18 protein-coding genes are annotated in these 18,741 nt (G+C 61.9%); 7 read left to right on the top strand and 11 right to left on the bottom strand.

The window, feature by feature from the left end; translation table 11 throughout:
- The first annotated feature begins 96 nt into the window (after positions 1–96).
- The 3 genes from X730_RS143635 to X730_RS143645 all read left to right on the top strand — a co-directional run bounded on the left by X730_RS143635 (position 97) and on the right by X730_RS143645 (position 2,244).
- Complete coding sequence (locus X730_RS143635; RefSeq protein WP_023684788.1) at positions 97–774, top strand: amino acid ABC transporter permease; 678 nt, start codon at positions 97–99, stop codon at positions 772–774.
- Complete coding sequence (locus X730_RS143640; protein ID WP_023684787.1) at positions 771–1,445, top strand: amino acid ABC transporter permease; 675 nt, start codon at positions 771–773, stop codon at positions 1,443–1,445. Before X730_RS143635 ends, X730_RS143640 begins: the two co-directional genes overlap by 4 nt.
- Positions 1,446–1,515: 70 nt before the next feature.
- Positions 1,516–2,244, top strand: a complete 729-nt coding sequence (locus X730_RS143645) for an amino acid ABC transporter ATP-binding protein (RefSeq protein ID WP_023670319.1) — start codon at positions 1,516–1,518, stop codon at positions 2,242–2,244.
- A 194-nt stretch (positions 2,245–2,438) separates the two neighbouring features.
- Here the strand turns inward: X730_RS143645 and X730_RS143650 are convergent, their stop codons facing one another.
- The 9 genes from X730_RS143650 to X730_RS143690 all read right to left on the bottom strand — a co-directional run bounded on the left by X730_RS143650 (position 2,439) and on the right by X730_RS143690 (position 12,727).
- Positions 2,439–3,506, bottom strand: a complete 1,068-nt coding sequence (locus X730_RS143650) for a cyclic nucleotide-gated potassium channel (protein ID WP_023684786.1) — start codon at positions 3,504–3,506, stop codon at positions 2,439–2,441.
- Between the two features lie 144 nt (positions 3,507–3,650).
- Complete coding sequence (locus X730_RS143655; RefSeq protein WP_023821290.1) at positions 3,651–4,721, bottom strand: adenylate/guanylate cyclase domain-containing protein; 1,071 nt, start codon at positions 4,719–4,721, stop codon at positions 3,651–3,653.
- A 3-nt stretch (positions 4,722–4,724) separates the two neighbouring features.
- Entirely contained in the window at positions 4,725–5,219 is a 495-nt protein-coding gene (locus tag X730_RS143660) for a Rab family GTPase (RefSeq protein ID WP_023670316.1), read from the bottom strand.
- A gap of 11 nt (positions 5,220–5,230) precedes the next feature.
- A complete protein-coding gene (locus X730_RS143665; RefSeq protein ID WP_031197149.1) occupies positions 5,231–7,909 on the bottom strand; it encodes an OmpA family protein in 2,679 nt (892 codons plus the stop codon).
- 7 nt (positions 7,910–7,916) lie between these two features.
- On the bottom strand, positions 7,917–8,582 hold the full coding sequence (locus X730_RS143670; protein WP_023670314.1) for a hypothetical protein: 666 nt from the start codon (positions 8,580–8,582) through the stop codon (positions 7,917–7,919).
- 196 nt (positions 8,583–8,778) lie between these two features.
- Entirely contained in the window at positions 8,779–9,180 is a 402-nt protein-coding gene (locus X730_RS143675; protein ID WP_023670313.1) for a GFA family protein, read from the bottom strand.
- Between the two features lie 20 nt (positions 9,181–9,200).
- Positions 9,201–10,259, bottom strand: a complete 1,059-nt coding sequence (locus tag X730_RS143680) for a Gfo/Idh/MocA family oxidoreductase (protein ID WP_023670312.1) — start codon at positions 10,257–10,259, stop codon at positions 9,201–9,203.
- 103 nt (positions 10,260–10,362) lie between these two features.
- Positions 10,363–11,148, bottom strand: coding sequence for a ThuA domain-containing protein (locus X730_RS143685; RefSeq protein WP_023670311.1), 786 nt, complete (start codon positions 11,146–11,148; stop codon positions 10,363–10,365).
- Between the two features lie 145 nt (positions 11,149–11,293).
- Positions 11,294–12,727 (bottom strand): tlde1 domain-containing protein, encoded by a 1,434-nt coding sequence (locus tag X730_RS143690; RefSeq protein WP_245259950.1) that lies wholly within the window; start codon positions 12,725–12,727, stop codon positions 11,294–11,296.
- Positions 12,728–13,338: 611 nt separating this feature from the next.
- On the opposite strand from X730_RS143690, the gene X730_RS143695 reads away from it, so the two are divergent.
- The 3 genes from X730_RS143695 (at position 13,339) to X730_RS1000000166500 (ending at position 14,840) form a co-directional block, all read left to right on the top strand.
- The gene (locus X730_RS143695) at positions 13,339–13,890 is read left to right on the top strand and encodes a cytochrome c (RefSeq protein ID WP_031244639.1); all 552 of its coding nucleotides are present in this window, start codon (positions 13,339–13,341) and stop codon (positions 13,888–13,890) included.
- 129 nt (positions 13,891–14,019) lie between these two features.
- On the top strand, positions 14,020–14,442 hold the full coding sequence (locus X730_RS143700) for a hypothetical protein (RefSeq protein ID WP_023670308.1): 423 nt from the start codon (positions 14,020–14,022) through the stop codon (positions 14,440–14,442).
- 212 nt (positions 14,443–14,654) lie between these two features.
- The gene (locus X730_RS1000000166500) at positions 14,655–14,840 is read left to right on the top strand and encodes an FCD domain-containing protein (RefSeq protein ID WP_023834744.1); all 186 of its coding nucleotides are present in this window, start codon (positions 14,655–14,657) and stop codon (positions 14,838–14,840) included.
- Between the two features lie 324 nt (positions 14,841–15,164).
- Here X730_RS1000000166500 and X730_RS143705 read toward each other — a convergent pair whose 3' ends face one another.
- Both X730_RS143705 and X730_RS143710 read right to left on the bottom strand, forming a co-directional pair.
- Positions 15,165–16,097, bottom strand: coding sequence for a dimethylarginine dimethylaminohydrolase family protein (locus X730_RS143705; protein ID WP_023711883.1), 933 nt, complete (start codon positions 16,095–16,097; stop codon positions 15,165–15,167).
- Positions 16,098–16,116: 19 nt separating this feature from the next.
- Positions 16,117–17,718: a peptidase M20 gene (locus X730_RS143710; RefSeq protein WP_031193513.1), complete on the bottom strand. Its 1,602-nt coding sequence runs from the start codon at positions 17,716–17,718 to the stop codon at positions 16,117–16,119.
- A gap of 83 nt (positions 17,719–17,801) precedes the next feature.
- Here X730_RS143710 and X730_RS143715 point away from each other — a divergent pair, with 83 nt between their 5' ends.
- Positions 17,802–18,698 (top strand): LysR substrate-binding domain-containing protein, encoded by an 897-nt coding sequence (locus X730_RS143715; protein WP_023684774.1) that lies wholly within the window; start codon positions 17,802–17,804, stop codon positions 18,696–18,698.
- Positions 18,699–18,741: the final 43 nt, after the last annotated feature.

Below are 18,741 nucleotides of genomic sequence, written 5' to 3'. Positions count from 1 at the left end.
CCCATCACTACTCACTATTCACTATTCACTACTCACTATTCACTACTCACTACTCACTACTCACTACTGCCCATTCACCATTCACCATTCACCGCCATGCTCGAAAATTTCAGCTTCCGCACCATCGTCGAATATCTGCCGCTGTTCGGGCAGGGCCTGATCACGACCGTGTGGCTGTCGGCGCTGTCTTTTGCGGGCGCGCTGGCCGTCGGCATCGTGCTCGCCGCCATGAACCTGCAGCGCGGCCAGCTGTTTCGCGTGCTGGCCAAGGGCTATATCGATGCCGTGCGCGCCACGCCGTTGCTGGCGCAGCTCTACTTCCTCTATTTCGGCCTGCCGCGTCTCGGCTTCGTCCTGCCCGAGCTGGTCGTCGGCATCATCGCTCTGTCGCTGAACAGCGGCGCCTATGTCGCGGAAATCATCCGCGCCGGCATCTTGTCGATCCCGCGCGGCCAGGTCGAGGCCGGCGTCGCCTCGGGGATGACCTATGTCCAGCGCATGCGCCTGGTCATCCTGCCGCAAGCCTTCAAGGTGACGATCCCGCCATTGCTCGGCCAGGCGATCGTGCTGGTCAAGGATTCCGCGCTTTTGTCGCTGATCTCGGTTTCCGAACTGACGCGCGCCGGCCAGTTGCTGGCGTCCGACCGCTTCATGCCGGCAGAAGGTTTCATCACCATCGCCGCCTTCTATCTGCTGCTCTATTACGGCCTCAAAGGACTGGCGGGGCTGTCCAGTCGCTGGCTCGGTCTGCAGCCGGCAAGGAGCAGCACATGATCTGGCAACAGCTGCAAAGCCTGGCCGGCAGCTACCCCCTCGCCTTGCGCGGCCTCGGGATGACCGTGATGCTGTCGGCGATCAGCCTGGTGCTGGGCACGCTGCTTGGTTTCGGCCTCGGCATATTGCGCACCGGCGGCAACCGGCTGATCTCGAGCGTGATCGGCGCCTGGGTCGACCTGATCCGCGGCACGCCGTTCCTGGTGCAGATCTTCCTGATCTTCTTCATCCTGCCGGAATTCGGCATCGAGCTCGATGCCTTCACGGCCGGCATCATCGCGCTCACCAACCTCGCCGCGTGCTTCATCTGCGAGATCGTCGCCGCCGGCATCCGCTCGGTGCCGACCGGCCAGGTTGAGGCAGCTCTGGCGTCTGGCCTGTCGCGCTGGCAACGCATGCGCCAGGTGGTGCTGCCGCAGGCGATGCGCATCGTGCTGCCGCCGCTGGTCGGGCAATATGTACTCTTGATCAAGGATTCCTCCGTCGTCTCGGCGATCGGGCTGACCGACCTCACCCGCGTCGGCTGGCTTGTGGTGCAGCGTGTGCCCAACGGCCTGCTGGTCTTCTTCCTGGTCGGCGTCGGCTATTTCGTCGTCTGCTATCCGCTGATCATGCTCGCCCGCCGGCTGGAGCGCCGCATGGGCGCGGCGCATGGCGAGGTGCAGCTGTGACATCGAACCCAAAGGGCTGACCGCCATGACCAATCCAAGCCCGACCAAGACAAACCTGACCAAAACGGGCATGATCGACTTTCGCGGCGTCAACAAATGGTTCGGCTCGCTCAATGTGCTGAAGGACATCACGCTCAGCGTCGAGCCGCGCGAAGTGGTCGTCGTCTGCGGCCCAAGTGGTTCGGGCAAGTCGACGCTGATCCGCTGCATCAACGGCCTGGAAGCGATCAAGGATGGCGACCTCGTCGTCGACGGCCAGCGCCTCGGCGACCCCGCCACCAACATGACGCAGCTGCGCACCGAGATCGGCTTCGTCTTCCAGTCGTTCAACCTCTACCCGCACAAGACGGCGCTGGAAAACGTCACGCTGGCGCCGATCCATGTGCGCAAGATCCCCCGCGCCGAGGCCGAGCAGGCCGGGCGCGACTTGCTGGCCAAGGTCGGCCTCGCCGACAAGGTCAACGCCTACCCGTCACAGCTGTCCGGCGGCCAGCAGCAGCGTGTGGCCATCGCGCGCTGCCTCGGCATGCGCCCCAAGATCATGCTGTTTGACGAACCGACCTCGGCGCTCGATCCCGAGATGATTTCCGAAGTGCTCGACGTCATGGTCGCGGTGGCCGAGGAAGGCATGACCATGATGGTGGTAACGCACGAAATGGGCTTTGCCCGCAAGGTGGCGCAGCGCGTGGTGTTCATGGACGCCGGCGCCATCGTCGAAAGCGGCACGCCGGAGGCGTTTTTCTCCGACCCGAAGACCGACCGCAGCCGGGCTTTTCTAAGCAAGATTCTAAGGCATTAGAGTTTAGCCCAAGCCGAAAGGCCGCGGGGCAGGAACTGTCGACGCACAGCGCCAAACAACGAGCCGCCGGTAGAGTGGATCGGCTACGTTTACGTCTCCGGCTACGCCTCTGGAACTTCCACGTGCCGTCCAGAAGCTCCGCGCGGATGGAGCCGCACCATCCAGTTCCAGCCGGGCCACCATCGGCTGTACGGTCAAGCCACCGGCGCCGCGCCGCGCCGCTCGAGCGCGGTCCTGCGGATGATTTCCGCGATTTCCGGGCTGCTGCTGCACAGCATCTGGAAATCCGCCGCGTGCAGCGACAGGAGTGAGACAGAAGTTGCGGCAGTGACGGTCGCCATACGCGGTTCGCCGCTGATCAGCGCCATCTCGCCGAAGAAGGCGCCAGGGCCAAGCTCCACCGGGTTCGGCGTCGCGACGCTGACGCGGCCCTCCACGACGAAGAACATCCGATCGCCGGTCTCGCCGCTGCGGCAGATCACGGCGCCCGCCGGCACCGTGCGAGGCCTTAACGCGCGCACGATCTCGACCAGCGTGGCCGGGCCAAGCTTCTGAAACAACGGAACGCCGGCAATCAATTGCCAATTGCGGACGAAATCCTCGCGACGGACTTCTTGATAAAAGCCGGAGGCAAGAATGCCGGCCCAGAGCCCGAAGATGCCGATGCCACACATCATGACAGCCCCGGCAAGGACGCGGCCGGCGAAGCTTTGCGGAATGTCGTCGCCATAGCCGGTAGTGGACAGCGTGACCACCGCCCACCACATTGTCTCGGGGATGCTGCCGAACTTTTCCGGTTGGACGTCGCGCTCGATGACATAGGCCGCGAGTGCGACACCGAACAGAACCAGGCCGAAGACCGTGGTGACGCCGACCAGGTTGCGCGCTTCGTTGGCCAGAACCCTGCCAAGCAGCGGGAAGAAGGTCGAGTCGCGCAGCGGCTTCAGCAGCCAGACAGCACAGTAGAGGCTCCGGTCGGGCGTGCCGTCGAGCAGAAATGCGGCGACTGGAACCAAAACCGCGAGCACATCGATCGCGATTGCCGGCGTCCTGTCCCTGAGGTCTCCCGCCCAGCGCTTGAGCAGGGTCTCGGCCATCTGCAGAAGATAGGCGGCCCAAATGACAGCGAGCACGGCAGCCAGAGCCAGTCTGCTTCGTCCGGACATGTTCGGCATCGTGAGCGCAGCCACCGCCAGAAGCCCAGGCGCAGCGAGCACCGCATTTAGCGGTGCGTAGATTCTCAGAAAAGGCAGTACCGACATTCTATCCCACCAGCGGCCACTGTGCTCCAGAATAGAGGCCTTCCGGGCAAGCGCAAAGGGTGCTTTGCGATCGCAAGATCACGTCACGCCAATGGCTTTCGGGCGCCGCTATCGGCGCTCCACGGTCGCACCGCAGGCGACGGATCAGCTCGGGAGCCGCCACATTCGCACGCGACCCGCACCGCGCAATTCCGTTTCCTCGAGTGGGTCGCAAGCAAATTTCGGTCCAAGCAGTTGGCAAGTTGCATCGGAAATACGGATTTCATCGGGCTCCGCGGACGTTTGAATACGTGAGGCGAGATTAACGGTCTCACCCCACAGGTCGTAGGCGAACCGCCTCTTGCCTATGACGCCGGCGACGATCGGTCCTGAGTGAATTCCAATTCTCAGCCTTATCGGTTCTCCTGCGAAGCGTTCCCGCTTGACCGCTTTGCGCAGCTCAATCGCATAGCGCGTGAGGGCCTTTGCATGATCGGATCGCGCCGTGGGCAGGCCGGCGACCACCATCACACAATCGCCAATTGTTTTGATCTTTTCGCAGCCGTATCGCTCAGAGAGCCGATCCGCCGCCTTGAAGAAGTAGTTTAAAATAGCGAGCGTCGTCACCGCTCCGACGCTGCGCGCTCGTTCCGTAAAACCGACGATGTCGGCAAAAAGCACACTCACCTCTGCGTGGTTGTCGGCAATTTTCTTTTGCGCTTTCAATCGCTCCGCGATCGACGCCGGGAGAATGTTGAGGAGCAGGTTTTCGGCGCGCTGGTATTCACGCGCCAATCCCTCCTGGCTCTTTCTCAGTGCCTCGTTCGTCGATTGCAATTTTTCGTTGAGTTGACGCTCCCTCTCTTGCAGGAGCGTCATTTCATAGGCCTTCTGTTGAAGCCGCTGCCTGTTGTCTCGTTCGGCAGTGGCGTCCAGAAAAAGCAGCCACACGAACGCATTGTCAGCAAAAAAATGGAGGTCGGCGACACGCCCGCCGGGCAGTTCAACCATATCCATGCGAAACGGAAGCTCCGGGCAAGGCAGCAAACCTTCCATGAATTCAAGCTGCTCCGCAACAGGCTTGCCGATGCGAAGCGATGACAGCCCGTAATGTTCAACATTACCGCCCTTGGCAGCTATGCAAAGCTCAGCGTCGATTTTCAGATAAGCGACAGCGTGCCCGTCGAAGAAGAAATTGAAAAACCAATTTCTGACTTCTTTTGGCAATTCATGCATGGTCTATTTGGTGACCATCAAGGCAAGTTGACGAAAGGCGTCATCGACCTGCTCGCCCGAAAGCGCACTTGTTAGATAGATTTGCCATCCACGTTGCCTCAACTCGTTGATCTCACCATCCGATATCGCCCACCGATCGGCCAGATCGGACTTGTTGAACAGCAATACGAACGGCATGGCGCCGAATTCGGCCTCGACCCGTTCGCGCAGCGTGAGTGCCACGGCAAGAGTAGCAGCGCGGGTTCCATCGACGACTAGCACGAGCCCGGTTGCACCTCGAACATAGCTGACGCGGAATGAGCCGATATCGTCCTCGCCGGCCAAATCCCACAAAATCAGATCCACGGTTTTGTCCGGGAGCGCGACGCTTTTCTTGTCGATTTTCACTCCGACGGTGGTCAAGTAGGTTTCTGAGAAGATGCTCTGCACAAACCTGCGGACCAGACTCGTCTTTCCGACGGCGAAGCCGCCCAGCATGCAGATCTTTTTTTGCAACATGTTGGGCTCCGCTAGTCCAGGTTTACCGTAATCGAAACCCGGCGATTGGTGGAGCTACCGGTTAGACTGTTTTCAGGTACAGCCGGCTCAAAAGTGCCCGCGCCCCGAACCAGCAGCAGTTCGGGAGCAACGCCGCGCTTGTTGAGAAGCGCACGAACTGTCTCGGCGCGGGCGGCGCTGATCGACGCGTTGGCCGTCTCACGGCCCGTGGTGTCCGAATGCCCGGTCAACATGAACCGCGCCGTTACGCCGGAATTGCGGGCACTCTGGGCGAATTCCTTTATTTGATCCGCCAACCTGTCGAGAACCGGCGTCTGCTCCGGTCCCGGCACAACCTTGCCGGAAGAGAAGAAAATATCGGTCGTCTGGATCGCCTGCCTCAAATGATTAAGTTCTGCGAGGTTCAGCTCACGCAGCTGCGAGACATCCAGAACCACTCCGTCCGCCGAAAGTTGTTCAGCGGCGGCCCGCGCGCGGTTGATCCAGCCGGCAGGAGCCTCACCCACGGCCACAATGCGACCCTGGATGATCGAGAGCTGAACGGTTTTCGGCGGGGACAGCGCCGCCGTCAGCCGCTTCACCACAAACTTCGGATCAAGGCTCTGATAGAATTGCCACTGTGCATGAACGCGGGCAGGATCAACGTCCGTTCCGGACAGCAGGGCTTGCGGGTCGGCGGCAAGCGGGTCTCTCAAGCCGGAAATATAGAAATGTCCGCCCCTCGCCGTTTGTTGGGCGACGATGATTCCCGGTTGGGCCTCAAGTCGCGACACATAATACTGCCAGTGCTCCGCCGCGCGTGCTTCGGGGCTCACGTCACGAACCTTGGAGATGTCGAATTCGGGTCCGCCTGCCGAAAGCTGCCGGGCCGCCGCGCGCGCGCGATCGATCCAGGTGTCGGGAGCCTCACCCTCGGCAACGATGCGATCATCGACGATCGAAAGTCGTACTGTTTCCGGCGGATACAGTGACGCCGTCAGCCGCTTCAGCACGAACTCCGGCTCAAGGCTCTGATAGAACTGCCACTGCGCATGAACCCGGGCGGGATCGACCTCTGTTCCCGACAACAGCGACTGCGGATCGGCGCCAAGCGGGTCTCGCAGGCCGGCAATATAGAATTGGCCGTCGCTTATCTTTTGGTCTGCAACGATGATGCCCGGCTGGGTCTCCAGTCGCGACACATAGGCGTGCCAGCGCTCCGCCTCGCGCACTTGGGGACTTACGTCACGAACCCCCGAGATATCGAAGACCGGCCCGCCTGCCGAAAGCTGCTGGGCCGCCGCGCGCGCCCGGCTGATCCAGGTGTCGGGAGCCTCACCCTCGGCGACGATGCGGCCATCGACAATCGAAAGTCGCACTGAATCCGGCGGAGCCAGCGACGCCGTCAGCCGCTTCAGCACGAACTCCGGCTCAAGGCTCTGATAAAATTGCCATTGCGAATGAACCCCGGCCGGATCGACTCCCGTGCCTGACAACAGCGACTGCGGGTCGACGGCAAGCGGGTCCCTCAGGCCGGCAATATAGAACTGGCCATCGCGTACCTGCTGTTCGGCAACGATGATGCCCGGCTGGGCCTCCACTCGCGACACGTAAGCCTGCCAGCGCGACACGTAAGCCTGCCAGCGCTGCGCTGATTGCCAGGAAAGAAAGTACCAACCGCCTGCCAGACTCAAAAGCAGCAGGGCAACGGCCGCCACCAGCCACGGAAATCCGTCGTTTGATTCCTCCTGCTTCAGCTCGACGCAGGTCTGCAACTGCGCCTCTACGCTGGCCAGCTGCGAACCGTCGCCGTCAAACTGCTCTAAGGCCTGTGAGCTTTCCTCATGGATGCGAAGCAACACATCGCGAACGATTTCATGCAATTCCTCCGGCGGATTTCCCCGGATCACCGAAACCAGGGTCGCAAACGGTCCAACTTCCGACCAGAGACGAAGCTCGCCGAAACGGATTGTGTCCAGGCCGCTCTGCTCTTTCTCGTTAAATGAGTCTTTTACAAAATCCTGAATCGCACTGAGCATCGAAGAAATGAGCTGAGGATCTTCGCTCGTTGCATTGTCGGCCGTTACATGCGTTATCAAAAGGCCGGAATTCCGATGAATGAGAAACGCATGTTCCACACGGTAGACAAGGGAATGCTTCAGAACAACTGCCGAGAAGCTTGCCCCTGTTCTCCAGGCTTCAAGTCTCCACTTGAGCCCGTGCCAGGTGAATATGTGCCTTAGAGTTTCATTCAGCGACTGAAAGGTCTGGTCGATCTTTTCGCCGATCGACTTGCGAATTGCCGGCAGAAACACCGGGTACAATATGTCCGTCAGCGTGCGCGGGCTCTTCTGGATCGACCGTTGCACAGCCCGTTCGACAGCTGGCGCAAGCGCCTCGCCGAGTTGCGCGTAAGGCGCTCGTCCGGCAGCACTGGGAAGAACGTCGCCCACGGCCGCCGCAAGCTGCTCGGGTTCGTCGAGCAGATGCGTGACGCGTGAAAGCTCGGAGATTTCGCGGCTGACCAGCAACTGCCGCAGCGTTTCCATGCGCGGATCGGCGGTTGGAACCGCCTCGAACTGCGCACGGTAGTCCGGATCAACGTTCCGGGCAATTTCGATCAAAAGACGAGCCAGAGCCTCGCGATCAATCTCTGTATCGTTCGAGGCTGTTCTTTGCGGAAGGTTGAATGGGTCGACGGTGGACGTCAAGGTCCCATCAACTCACTTTCCAGCTACGGTCCGAGTTGCTCTTGCTCCCGACGGGATCCTGATTGAGACACTTTGCAACCTCGACAAACAGGCCAGCCAAAAGATTTCGGTCGGTCTTGACGTTGCTGAGGTCGGCAAACATCTTCTCGATCAGCATCTGAACGCCTTCATTCTTCTGCTTGATTTCCTCACGCAGCAAATGATCGTTTCGATTTATCCGGTCCGAAACATCGCGCTCGAGCGCGCTTAACTGATCCGACAACGTGCGCACCTGCTTTTCAAGAGCCTGGTTTTGCTCGCGAAGATTCCGGTCGATCTCCTTGTCGGCATCGGCTCGTGAATCTTTTTCGCTCCGCAATTGCCCTGCAAGCGAATCGATCTGCTTCTTTGCATTCGACTCGTACATTTCGAGATTGCGCTTGGCCTCGGATTCAACATCCTTGAAGCGCTGCAACACCCGTTCTTCAAGCTTGGAAAAGCGGCGGTCATAGTCCTGCATCTGGTTGCCGAACAGCAGGTCACGGATCTTGTCGACACCGACGGCGTCGCCGGCGGTTCCGTTTTCGCGGGCCTGAACTCCCATGAAGTTCAGCCCGTTTCCTTCTGTGTTACCTATCAGATTTACGTCCGCCTTCTTTTCTGAAGAAGCGGAATTCGAAGATTCCTTAGCCATCCATATACCCCCATTGAACACATGCCGTCAGGTAAGCATGTCAGCAATCGGGCCGCAAGCCGGATTCGTCTTGACTTATGCCTATTCATGGGGCAGCCGAGCGCGATGGCTAACGGCCCGGCAATGGCAATCAGGGGCGATGCCCTCTTGAAGGCGCGGAGCGTGCGGACGGTTCCGGGTATCCAAAAAGCGGCCTTCAGTCGAACGTCGCCAGCGGCTCGGCATTGATCTCGACCCACTCACAGCGCCGGCTTTCGTGGTAAAAAGACTGAAATGGCGGCGGGAACGACGGGTCGGCGAAGGCGCCGACGGGAATGGCGATCACACCGGGCTGCGTGTCGATGCGATAGTGGACGGCGGCGCCGCACTCCGGGCAGAAATTGTAGATGACGCGGCCGCCCTCGTCGCCGGTGCGCGTGAACTGCTTCGCCCGTCCCTCGATCGATACATCAGCTTGCGCAAACCGGACATTGTAGCTGAAGGCGCTGCCGGTGCGGCGCTTGCAGTCGAGGCAATGACAGACCGAGATGCGCACCGGCTCGCCCGAACAGACGGCTGAAAGCTGGCCGCAGAGACATTGCGCGCGGCGCGTGACCATTGTTTCTTCCTCCCTTCACATCACTGCGTATCGGCGCTGGCCCTCAGTTCCGTCCGCTTCTGTTCCGAAACCATGGCCAGATCCAGCACCTTCTGCAGTTCGGCGGCATGGTGGAATGAAGGCTCGGCCTGCACGCCGCTGCGAACCGCATCGACGAAGCGCTGGTAATTGGTCGGCACCGTGCCGGCGTCGAGCACCTGCCATTTGGCGTTCTCGATATCCTCGCCTACACACGCCTTCAGTTCCGAACCCTCGAGATTGTGCACGACTTCGATGCCGCCCTTGTCGCCATAGATGCGCAGGCGCAATTCGTTGATGTGGCCGGTCGCCCAGCGGCTGGCGTGAACGACGCCAAAGGCGCCGTTGGAGAAATCCAGCGTCATGGCGAAGCTGTCATTGGCGTCGAGGTCGTATTCGCCGATGCGGTTGCCTGGCGCCTTGTCGAAGGTGCGCAGCCGGCAAAACACGTGGTCGACGTCGAGTGCGGCGCCATAGCTGGCGAAATCGAGGATGTGGATGCCGACATCGCCGAGCACGCCGTTGGAGCCGTGGTCGCGCGACAGCCGCCACAGCCATTTCGGGTCGGTGCGCCAGTCGCCCCAGAATTTCGAGACCAGCCAGCTCTGCAGATAGGAGGACTCGACGTGGCGGACGGTGCCGATCTCGCCGACCAGCACCATCTGCCGCGCCTTCTGCAAGGCAGCGACATTGCGATAGGTGAGATTGACCATGTTGACGATGCCGGCCGCCTCAGCCGCTTTGGCCATCTCGCTTGCCTTGCCGAAGTCTTCGGCCAGCGGCTTTTCGCACAGCACCGGCTTGCCGGCCGCGATCAACGCCATGGTGGTCGGGTGGTGAATGCGGTCCGGCGTGACGTTGGCGACCGCATCGAACTCGCCCCACGCCAGCGCGTCTTCCAGGGATGTGAACCGCTTCGGTATCTTGAACCCGTCGGCAAATTCGCCAACGCGCTTTTCATCGACGTCGACAGCACCGACGATCTCGACGCCGTCGATACCGCCGAAGCGGCGGGCATGCTCCTGCGCCATCCAGCCGGTTCCCAGTATCAAAAGCCGCATTTTCTGCACTCCGAGCGAATTGGTTCGATTCAATCATATGGCGCAGATACGGTCTAGGAAACCCATGCGGAAAACCGCCACGCCTTTTTTCCTGGATTTTGCTTTAGCGGAAGCCGGCCTCGCCCGAAGCGTGCAGCTTGCCGCCGCGCTCGACGATCGGCTCCAGCGCCTTCTCGACCGGCACGTTCGGCGCCTCAAGGATCGCCGACTTGGTGCCCTGCGGATTGTGCGCCCACTTCACCGCATTGCGCAGCACCTTGTGCACATTGGCGTCGTGATAGGTCGGATAGGTCTCGTGGCCCGGGCGGAAGTAGAAGACATTGCCGGCGCCGCGGCGATAGGTCAGCCCAGAACGGAACACCTCGCCGCCCTGGAACCAGGAGATGAAGACGGTCTCCAGCGGTTCGGGCACGGCGAACTGCTCGCCATACATTTCTTCATTCTCGAGCTCGAAATATTCGCCGACGCCTTCGGCGATCGGATGGCTGGGACTGGTCACCCAGAGTCGCTCGCGCTCGCCCGCCTCGCGCCATTTCAGCGTGCAGGGCGTGCCCATCAGCCGCTTGAAGATTTTCGAGAAATGGCCGGAATGGAGAACGATCAGCCCCATGCCTTCAAAGACCCGGCGGGCGACGCGCTCGACGATCTCGTCGGCAACGGCGCCATGGTCCTTGTGGCCCCACCAGACCAGCACGTCGGTCTCGGCCAGACGGCCGGCCGGCAGGCCGTGCTCCGGCTGCTCGAGCGTGGCGGTCGAGGCGGAGATCGCCTCGTCGGCGTTCAGCGCCTTGGCGATGGTCGTGTGCATACCTTCGGGATAGAGGGCGGCGACCACCTCATTGGTCCGCTCATGGATGTTCTCGCCCCAAACGACAGCGCGTATTGTCATGATGTCCTCGTGGTGAAGCCGACCCGCAGCGGTCACTCATAGTCTGCCTGGGGGTCAAAAGGGAATAGGCAGTGGGGAATAGGCTATAGGGGCAGAAAAACAAGGAACAGGCGATGGACGCTCCTGGGCCCTACTGCCTACTGCCTTACGCTCCCCGGCCTTCCTGAGCGACCCGCGTCAGCGGCTTGGTCAGGCGCGGCACGACGACGAGGCGCTTGATCTTGCCCTTCTTGTAGGCGGCAAGGAAGCGGGCGTAGTCCTTGAAGACGACGCAGCCATTGGACTCCGCACGGCCGCCGCGCAGCATGTAGGTGTGGGCGAGCAGGCCGTCGCGGCCGTACTTGTTGCCGCCGCTGACGGGAGTGAGACGGAGCGCCTCGACGCCATGGAAGCGGGATTCGCGCAGCCGCAGATCATAGGTGTTGGGCGGCGTCGGGCCGACATTCTTCTTGTGCACGAAGCGCGGCTGGTCGACCATCGAGCCCAGCCCCGAATGGGCCTCCAGCCGCGAGCCGTCCGGCATGTAGACGGTCTTGGCCGAGATATCGTAGACGGCGACGCCGCCGCCCATTCCGGGCGTGGCGAACAGATCCTTGAAGGCGCGACCGACACCGCCCGCCGGGACGTCCGGCTTGGCATAGGCCAGCATCTCACCGGCCTGTGTCTTCGACCTTTTGCCAGGCTTGATCCGGCTTGATTGGATGCTCTGGCTGTCTGGCACGCCAGGCAGTGCGGCGACCTCCGAAGTACTGCGTGGCGAGCGCGGCGACGAATTGCCCGGCGACTGGGGTGCGGGGCTCTCGGCCGTCCCGTCGGTCTGTGGCTTGGCTGCCCTGGGCTTGCTGGCTTGCCGAGGCTCTGCAGGCTGAGCGGTTTCGGCGCGTGGACGCCAACCCGGCAACGCAATGTTGTCGGGCAGATCGTCCTGCGGCGGCAGCGAAGCGACCTGAACTTCGGCCTGCTCAGGATCCTGCCCTCCGGCGATTGCTTCAACGGCCGGCGGCGGGGCCAGCATGTCAGCGTCTTCCGGCAAGCTGTTGGCCAGCGCCAGCGCCAGGCGCGACGAGCGTTCGATCTCAGCCACTTCCGGCCCAAAGCGTTCCGAGGCTGGGCCATGCTGATCGGGCAGCCGGACTTCGGCGAAACGGGCAGCGACCGGAAGGCTGGCAAGCATGAAGGGCGCATTCGAGGCCTTGGCGAAGGCGGCAGCCAGCTTTTGCGGCGACAGCTCTGCCTTGGCCACCACGCCGTCGAAGCGCATGCCGCGCGAAGTGGCGAGAGCGACGCTGGTGTTTGGCGCAATGTTTGAGGCGACACTGCTCGGGGCCACAGCGTGCGCGGCCGGCTTCAGCCGCGCCATCTTGCCGTCATGCGCGAAGTTCGCGGCGGCATGCGCGCAGCCGGCGTCGCATTGGCTGAGCAGCGAGGCCTGTGATTTTTGCGCCGAAAGCCGCGGCGCCCACGAATTGGCGAGGCTGCGGCGCGAATCGGCAAGTGCTGCGTTCGGCAGAAGCAGACTGTGCGGAAGGCTGTTGGAGGCTGCGGTGAGCGAGGTACCGAGCGAATAGAGGCCGGCCATGGTTGCCACCGACCACAGCGCCAAGGCCGCGCCGACAACCGGCACCACCACCCAGCGCTGGCCGGATCTCTTCGAAGTCAAACCCCGTTCAGGAGTGTCGCCCCGGTCTTTCAAACGCAAAAACGCCATACAACCACTCTCAATCGGCATGCAGGCTTGCGACCCTCGCATCCGTGACATCCACAGTTCGCTGGTGCCCCCTGCACCTTTCGCGTCTGTTGCCGATTGAATCAAAAGATGGACAAAGTTGGTTAACCAATCCCTCCATCAGCCACCGATTATGCGGCGCCTGATACGAAAAAAAGAGCACTCCATGGTCTGCGCCACGGTAGAATGCTCTCCCTCACCCCCGCCTTGCTGCCCGTTTTTGCGATCCAAGTCAAGGAAACGCTGCGTCAGCTTGCTGCAAGCCTGTGCTGATTGCCCGCTGATCGGCCTTCTCAATCAGTTGACCTTCCGGTGGCTGGAAGGTCTATCCGCTCAGAGACGGAGACTTCCGGCGACGGAAATTTACCGATGAGAACCGGCATCACGACCGAAGAATCCGACTGCAGGTCGAACCCCTGCTGCGGCTGGCTGATCACAGATGGATGGGGCAAGGACATGGCGCCGTGAGATGGACTGTGAAAGCGGCGCTGCTGTGGCTGGTCTGTGCCCTTACGATGGCCGCCTCCGTCGGCGGCGGACCGATGGTCGCGGCCCGGCAGGCGTCGATGAAGGAGATGGCGGCGGCTGCGAAAACCATTGCCGGCATGTTCGACCGCAGGCAAGCCTATGACGCGGCAGCCTTCAAGGCGGCAGCGGACACGCTGCGCGCGCGCACCGGCCCTGCCCTGATTGCCGAATTTCCGAGCGGCTCGCTTGGACCGCCTTCGCAGGCCAGGCTGGAGATCGATCAGTCACGGGCGGAATTCGAGGCCCTGGCAAATCATATCGGAACGCTCGCCGACGCTCTGGCCGCCAAGGCCGAAAGCGCGCCGGCCGTCATCACCGATGACATGCGCATGGGCACCGGCCTGGCGATGGGCGGCGGCAGCCTGCTCGGCAAGCGCTCGATTCCAGAGGAAGCCGATCCGACCAAACTGCCGGCGGAGCATATCCTGCATCTCATCCTGCAGGATTGCTCGACCTGTCATTCGAAATTCCGGCAAAAGGTACAGTGAAGCGACATTATCCGGCGGAGCATTTCTTGCTGGCCTGCGCCACAGTCACTTTGCATACAAGTAAATTCGTTTGTGCTAATATATCGCCGGTCGTGCATATCCATGCATGACGAGCATCGGGAGGATGCAATGAAAACCATGAATCGCAGGTCTGCAATTGCCCTCGGTCTGACGACCGCCGCGGTAGCGCCTTTGTTCCCCTTGGCGGCATCGGCAAAAATCAAGAAATACGGCCCGAAAGAGGGCAAGGAGATTGCGCCCGGTGTCAGGGTGGTGGAGGTCGGCACCGGCAATGCAGACATTCCCGCCTACAAGAGCATCGCAATTATCGACGTTGTGTTTCAGCCCGGAGCACATGCTCCTCAAACCGTGATGGACAACGACATGGTGTGCACCATTACCTCAGGTGCATTCACGATCAAGAAAGCGGACAAGGAATTCAAGCTCAAGACGGGTGATATGTACACCTGCTCCAAGGGCAAGACCGATGAAGCGACGAATACAAGCAAGGAGGTCGGCGTGCATCGCATCGCCGTATTGATACCCGCATAGCAGATGGAATTCCGGCCGGACCACGCCGTCGCGAGTCCGGCCGGCCAGACGAGGCGATCTCGTTCCGTCGTCAGCGCGGCCATCTCACGCCAGCCACTCCCTGATCGCCGGGCGGGCGGGAACGGCGCGCATGTGGTCTTCGCGCTATGGCTTTGTTTGGGCATGATCTTTTGGGGAAGCTGGCTTGGTTTCAAAATCAACGGCTAGGTCGAATGGCTGATCAATCAGCGCATCCACGTGGCCAATACGGAGATCGAAACCGCACGAGTTTTGCCGGCCACCAGGCGGTGTTCGAGGCGATCGAGCGCCGCGACCCGGAAGCGGCCGGCCAAGCGATGCGGGCGCATCTGGAAAACGCCCGGAGCAAGTTCAATTCAGGTTCGGGCAGATTGGACTAGCCGGCAGACGCGGCAGCGCTCTGGCGCAAAGCAAAAAGCCCGCCGTTCAAAGCCGGCGGGCTCCCTTCAATCATACAGCGCGATCCGGTCGCCGATAACCAGGACGACCGAATTTCGGCCTTCAGCGGCTGGTTGCGCTCAGGGGGCGGGCTTCGACGGGTTTGAAGCGACCAGCGATCCGAGTTTGCCGGCTTTGGCCAGACTCGGCTTTTCGTAAGTTTTCTTCACAGAATCCCTCCTCTAATGGCATCAATTTCCTCTGCCAGGCCTGTTTTGTCAAATCTGGCAGCAGTCCGTCACAGGTCCCGGCGGCAATTCGTGCCGTTACGCCGGCTCGCGCTTGAGCGCCTGCGCCATGCAGTGAATGCCGCCGCCGGTCTTGGAAATCTCGCTCATGTCGACGGCAGCAACCTCGAAGCCGCGTGCCTTGAGCTGGCCGATCAGCGACTGGCTCGACGTCGGCGCGATGACCCTGTCCTTGCCCAGCGACATGAAGTTGCAGCCGAGCGCCATCGTGTCCTGGAAGGGCACGTCGATGATCTCGTGGCCCTTGCCCTTCAGCCAGTCGACGATGCCGGGCTCGGTGCAGGCGAGGCACACCGCGGTGAGCTTCTCGGCGATCGGCACCACCATCAGGTCGATATGGACGTAATATTCGTCGATGAAGGCGAGGCGCGTTTCCCAGCCTTCCTTTTCGAACCAGTCCTGCACCTGGCGGGCGCCCTCTTCCTGAGTGCGGGCGCCGCCGCAGCCGATCAGCACCACGCCCTCCTCGATGACGTTGAAGTCGCCGCCTTCGAAGGTGCCAGCCGTGACCATGTCGTAGATGGGGATGCCGAGCTTTTCATAGGTGCGGATGGCGGCATAGTTCTCGCCGCGCCGCCACCAATTGGCCATGGCGGTGATGAAGGCGCCGTAGGGCGTCATGACGCTGGAGTCTCTGGAATAGACCTGCATCGGCAGTTCCGGCGTCGGCTCGTGCCAGTGGATGTTGACGCCGAAATGCTCATAGGCGGCGACGAGGTCCTTGTGCTGCGCCTGGGCGATCTGAACGTTGCAGGGCGCTTCGCGCAAATGCTTGCGCGACAGCGAGCTGGTCGAGAGGTGGCGCAGGAAGTTTGGCGAGCCGAGCAACACGTCTGTCAGCACGTCGGTCTCGTTGGCAAAGCCCCATGATGTCAGCGGCTTGGTGCCGCCGGCGGGATTGCGGCGCTGCAGCGAGAACGGTTCGGCGATGATGCGATCATGGACGGTCATAAGGTTCTCCTCGATTTGACTATGCAGCTTGATTGGATTGGCTGCTCGGAATCCACCAATCGCGTCCGCGCGCGGTGGTGACATATTCCGGCCAGCGGAAATTGATCGGCGGGTCATAGTCGCAAAGCGGCGCGATCCAGTTGGAGCCACCAATGCCGCCGCCGGTGCGGGTGACGAATTCGTCCATGGCTGCATCACGCGCGGACTTGTCCTCGAGCAGGCGGAGGGCTGCAAGCGCAACCGTCTTGGCGGCGCAAATGACCATCGGGTCAATGGTGGCCGAGATACCGCCCAGCGCGTTCATCGCCCAGGATGGATAGGCATGGCCATTCGCCGAGCGCAGCGCCGGGCGAGCGACATAGAAGCGTGCGGTCGGCGTGTGCCACGACATGTCGGTGTAGTCGTCGGAGGTCGAGTTGATCTGCGACGGAGGCAAATCGCGGCGCAGGATTGCCTCGGCCTCTTGCGGCGCAACCAGCCGCTCCATCTCGTCGATGAAAGGGTTGTCGGTCGCGGTGCCGCCGGCATTGACCTGGACCTCGCGACCGATCGCTTTCGCCGCCTCGTCCCAGCTCGGAGCGCCAACGGTGGACAGCGCCTCATAGGCAATCCCCGCCATGGCGTGATTGGCGAGGCCCGGCCTCGACTTCGACACCCAATGGCGCTCATAGCGACAACCGCTGATCGCCGCGGCCGCGGCCGCATTACGGTCGAGCACCGCGGTGACCTGCTCTGCCATGGCAATGGTCGGCACGCGGATCATGTACTGGATCTCGGCCAGCCCCGCCGGCAGATTGTCGGCGGTCGCCTGCCCGGCGGTGAGGATCGCCTCGCTGATCGACCAGCCGCCCTGGTGAGGCAGCATGGAATCGCGCAGCGCCTTGGAGGTCATGTACATCGTCATCAGTGCGTCGTTGGCGCCGGGCGCCCGCACCGCCGAATGCGCCTGCGGGATCGGCGCGCCATCGCTTGCGCGAACCCAGTTTTCGGGTTCGTCGCAGACAAAACGGTAGATCATCGCATAGGCGGCGCCGCAATGCGTGTCCCAGCGCGCCGTGTTGCAGAGCGGCAGCATATAGAAGGGGTGGAAGGAGATCATGCCGGCAAGGCCGTCATAGTAGCCCTTGGCCGCATGGATCGGCTTCGAGCCCCTGACCTTCTCGGCCGGCTCGCCGGTGAAGCGCAACGTCCCCTCGATGCCGTGGCGTTGCATTGCAGCCTTGGTGGCGAGAAGTCCGCCGAGGCCGGCAATGCCAAGCCCGGAATGCGGATCGGTGTGGCCGCCGGCCTCGCTGCCGAGGCCCGGCCGCGATCGCTTCACCGTTGCCGCGTCCTGGCAGTTGCCAGGCACGGCGTCGTATTCGCCGTACATGCCGATGGTCGGCCCCGGGCCATTCGTCCAGTGGGCGCAAAAGGCGGTCGGCATGCCGGCCGACCCTTCCTCGACCGAAAAGCCCTCATGCTTCAGCCGCGCGACATACCAGGCCGCCGACTGGTATTCGCGCCAGGCTGTTTCGCCGAAATCGAAAATGGTGCGCGTCCACGCCGACAGCGACGGCTGGATGCTATCGAGACAGGCAAGCGCGGTGGCTTGCGCCGAGGTCGTCACCGGTTTCTCCATGCGGCCCAAGAAAGCAGTGAAGCGGCATTGCAAAAAGTGATATGTTTTTCCGGTTCATGCAAATTCGGTTCACCTGAGGCCTCTTGCGAATACCTTCCACACAGGCGCTGCGCGCCCTCGACAGTTTTGCCCGTCACGGCAGTGTCTGGCGCGCAGCCGATGAACTGCATTTGACCCGCAGCGCCGTCAGCCATCAGTTGCGGCTGCTCGAACGCGACCTCGGCTTCGACCTGCTGGAGCGCATCGGCAAGGGCGTGGCGCTGACACCGCGCGGCCAGCGCTATGCCGCCGATGTGAGAAAGGCGCTGACGGTGCTCGGCGATGCGGTGACGCGCCAGGCCGGCACGGGCGTCGGCGGTTCGTTCGCCGTTTCCTGCACGCCGGGCTTCGCCTCTCTGTTCCTGTGCACGCACATCGGCGAGTTCCGGCAGATGTATCCGGACGTGGCGCTGTCGATCCTGACGCCCAGACGGCTGGACGATGTCAGCAATCCGGACGCCGATGCCTTCATTGCCTTCGGCGTCGGCAACTGGCCGAACCGCTCGGTGGAGTTGCTGTGCGAAATCTCGTTCACGCCACTTTGCAGCCCGACACTGCTCAACAAGGTCGGCGGCTTTTCAAAACCGGCCGACGTGCTGCGCGCCAATCTCCTGCATCTCGGCGACACCGAGGACTGGGCGCGCTGGCTGGCGCTGTCCAAGGTGGAAAACCCCGACACCGAAGGCGGCATCTTCTTCTCGGACATGAACCTCGTTTTTTCCGCGGCGATCGCCGGCCAGGGCATCGCCATGGGCGACGAGTTGACCAGCCGCCGGGCGCTGAGCGAAGGCCGTCTGGTGCGCCCCTTCGATATCGCGATCCCCTCGCCGCGCTCGTATTTCCTGGTGTCGGAACATGCCAAGGCCAGCCACCCGGTGCTGGAAGCATTCAATGGGTGGTTGAGGTCGAAGCTGTCGGAGAACCGGATCAGCCCGTACTAGCCTCCCATCCGTGAATCAAATTTGCCGATCAGGCGAAAACTAT

This window comes from Mesorhizobium sp. L103C131B0 (genome assembly GCF_000502275.1).
GTDB lineage: Bacteria > Pseudomonadota > Alphaproteobacteria > Rhizobiales > Rhizobiaceae > Mesorhizobium.
Note: the sequence above shows the minus strand (reverse complement) of the source record. Positions and strands in the feature narration are given on the sequence as shown.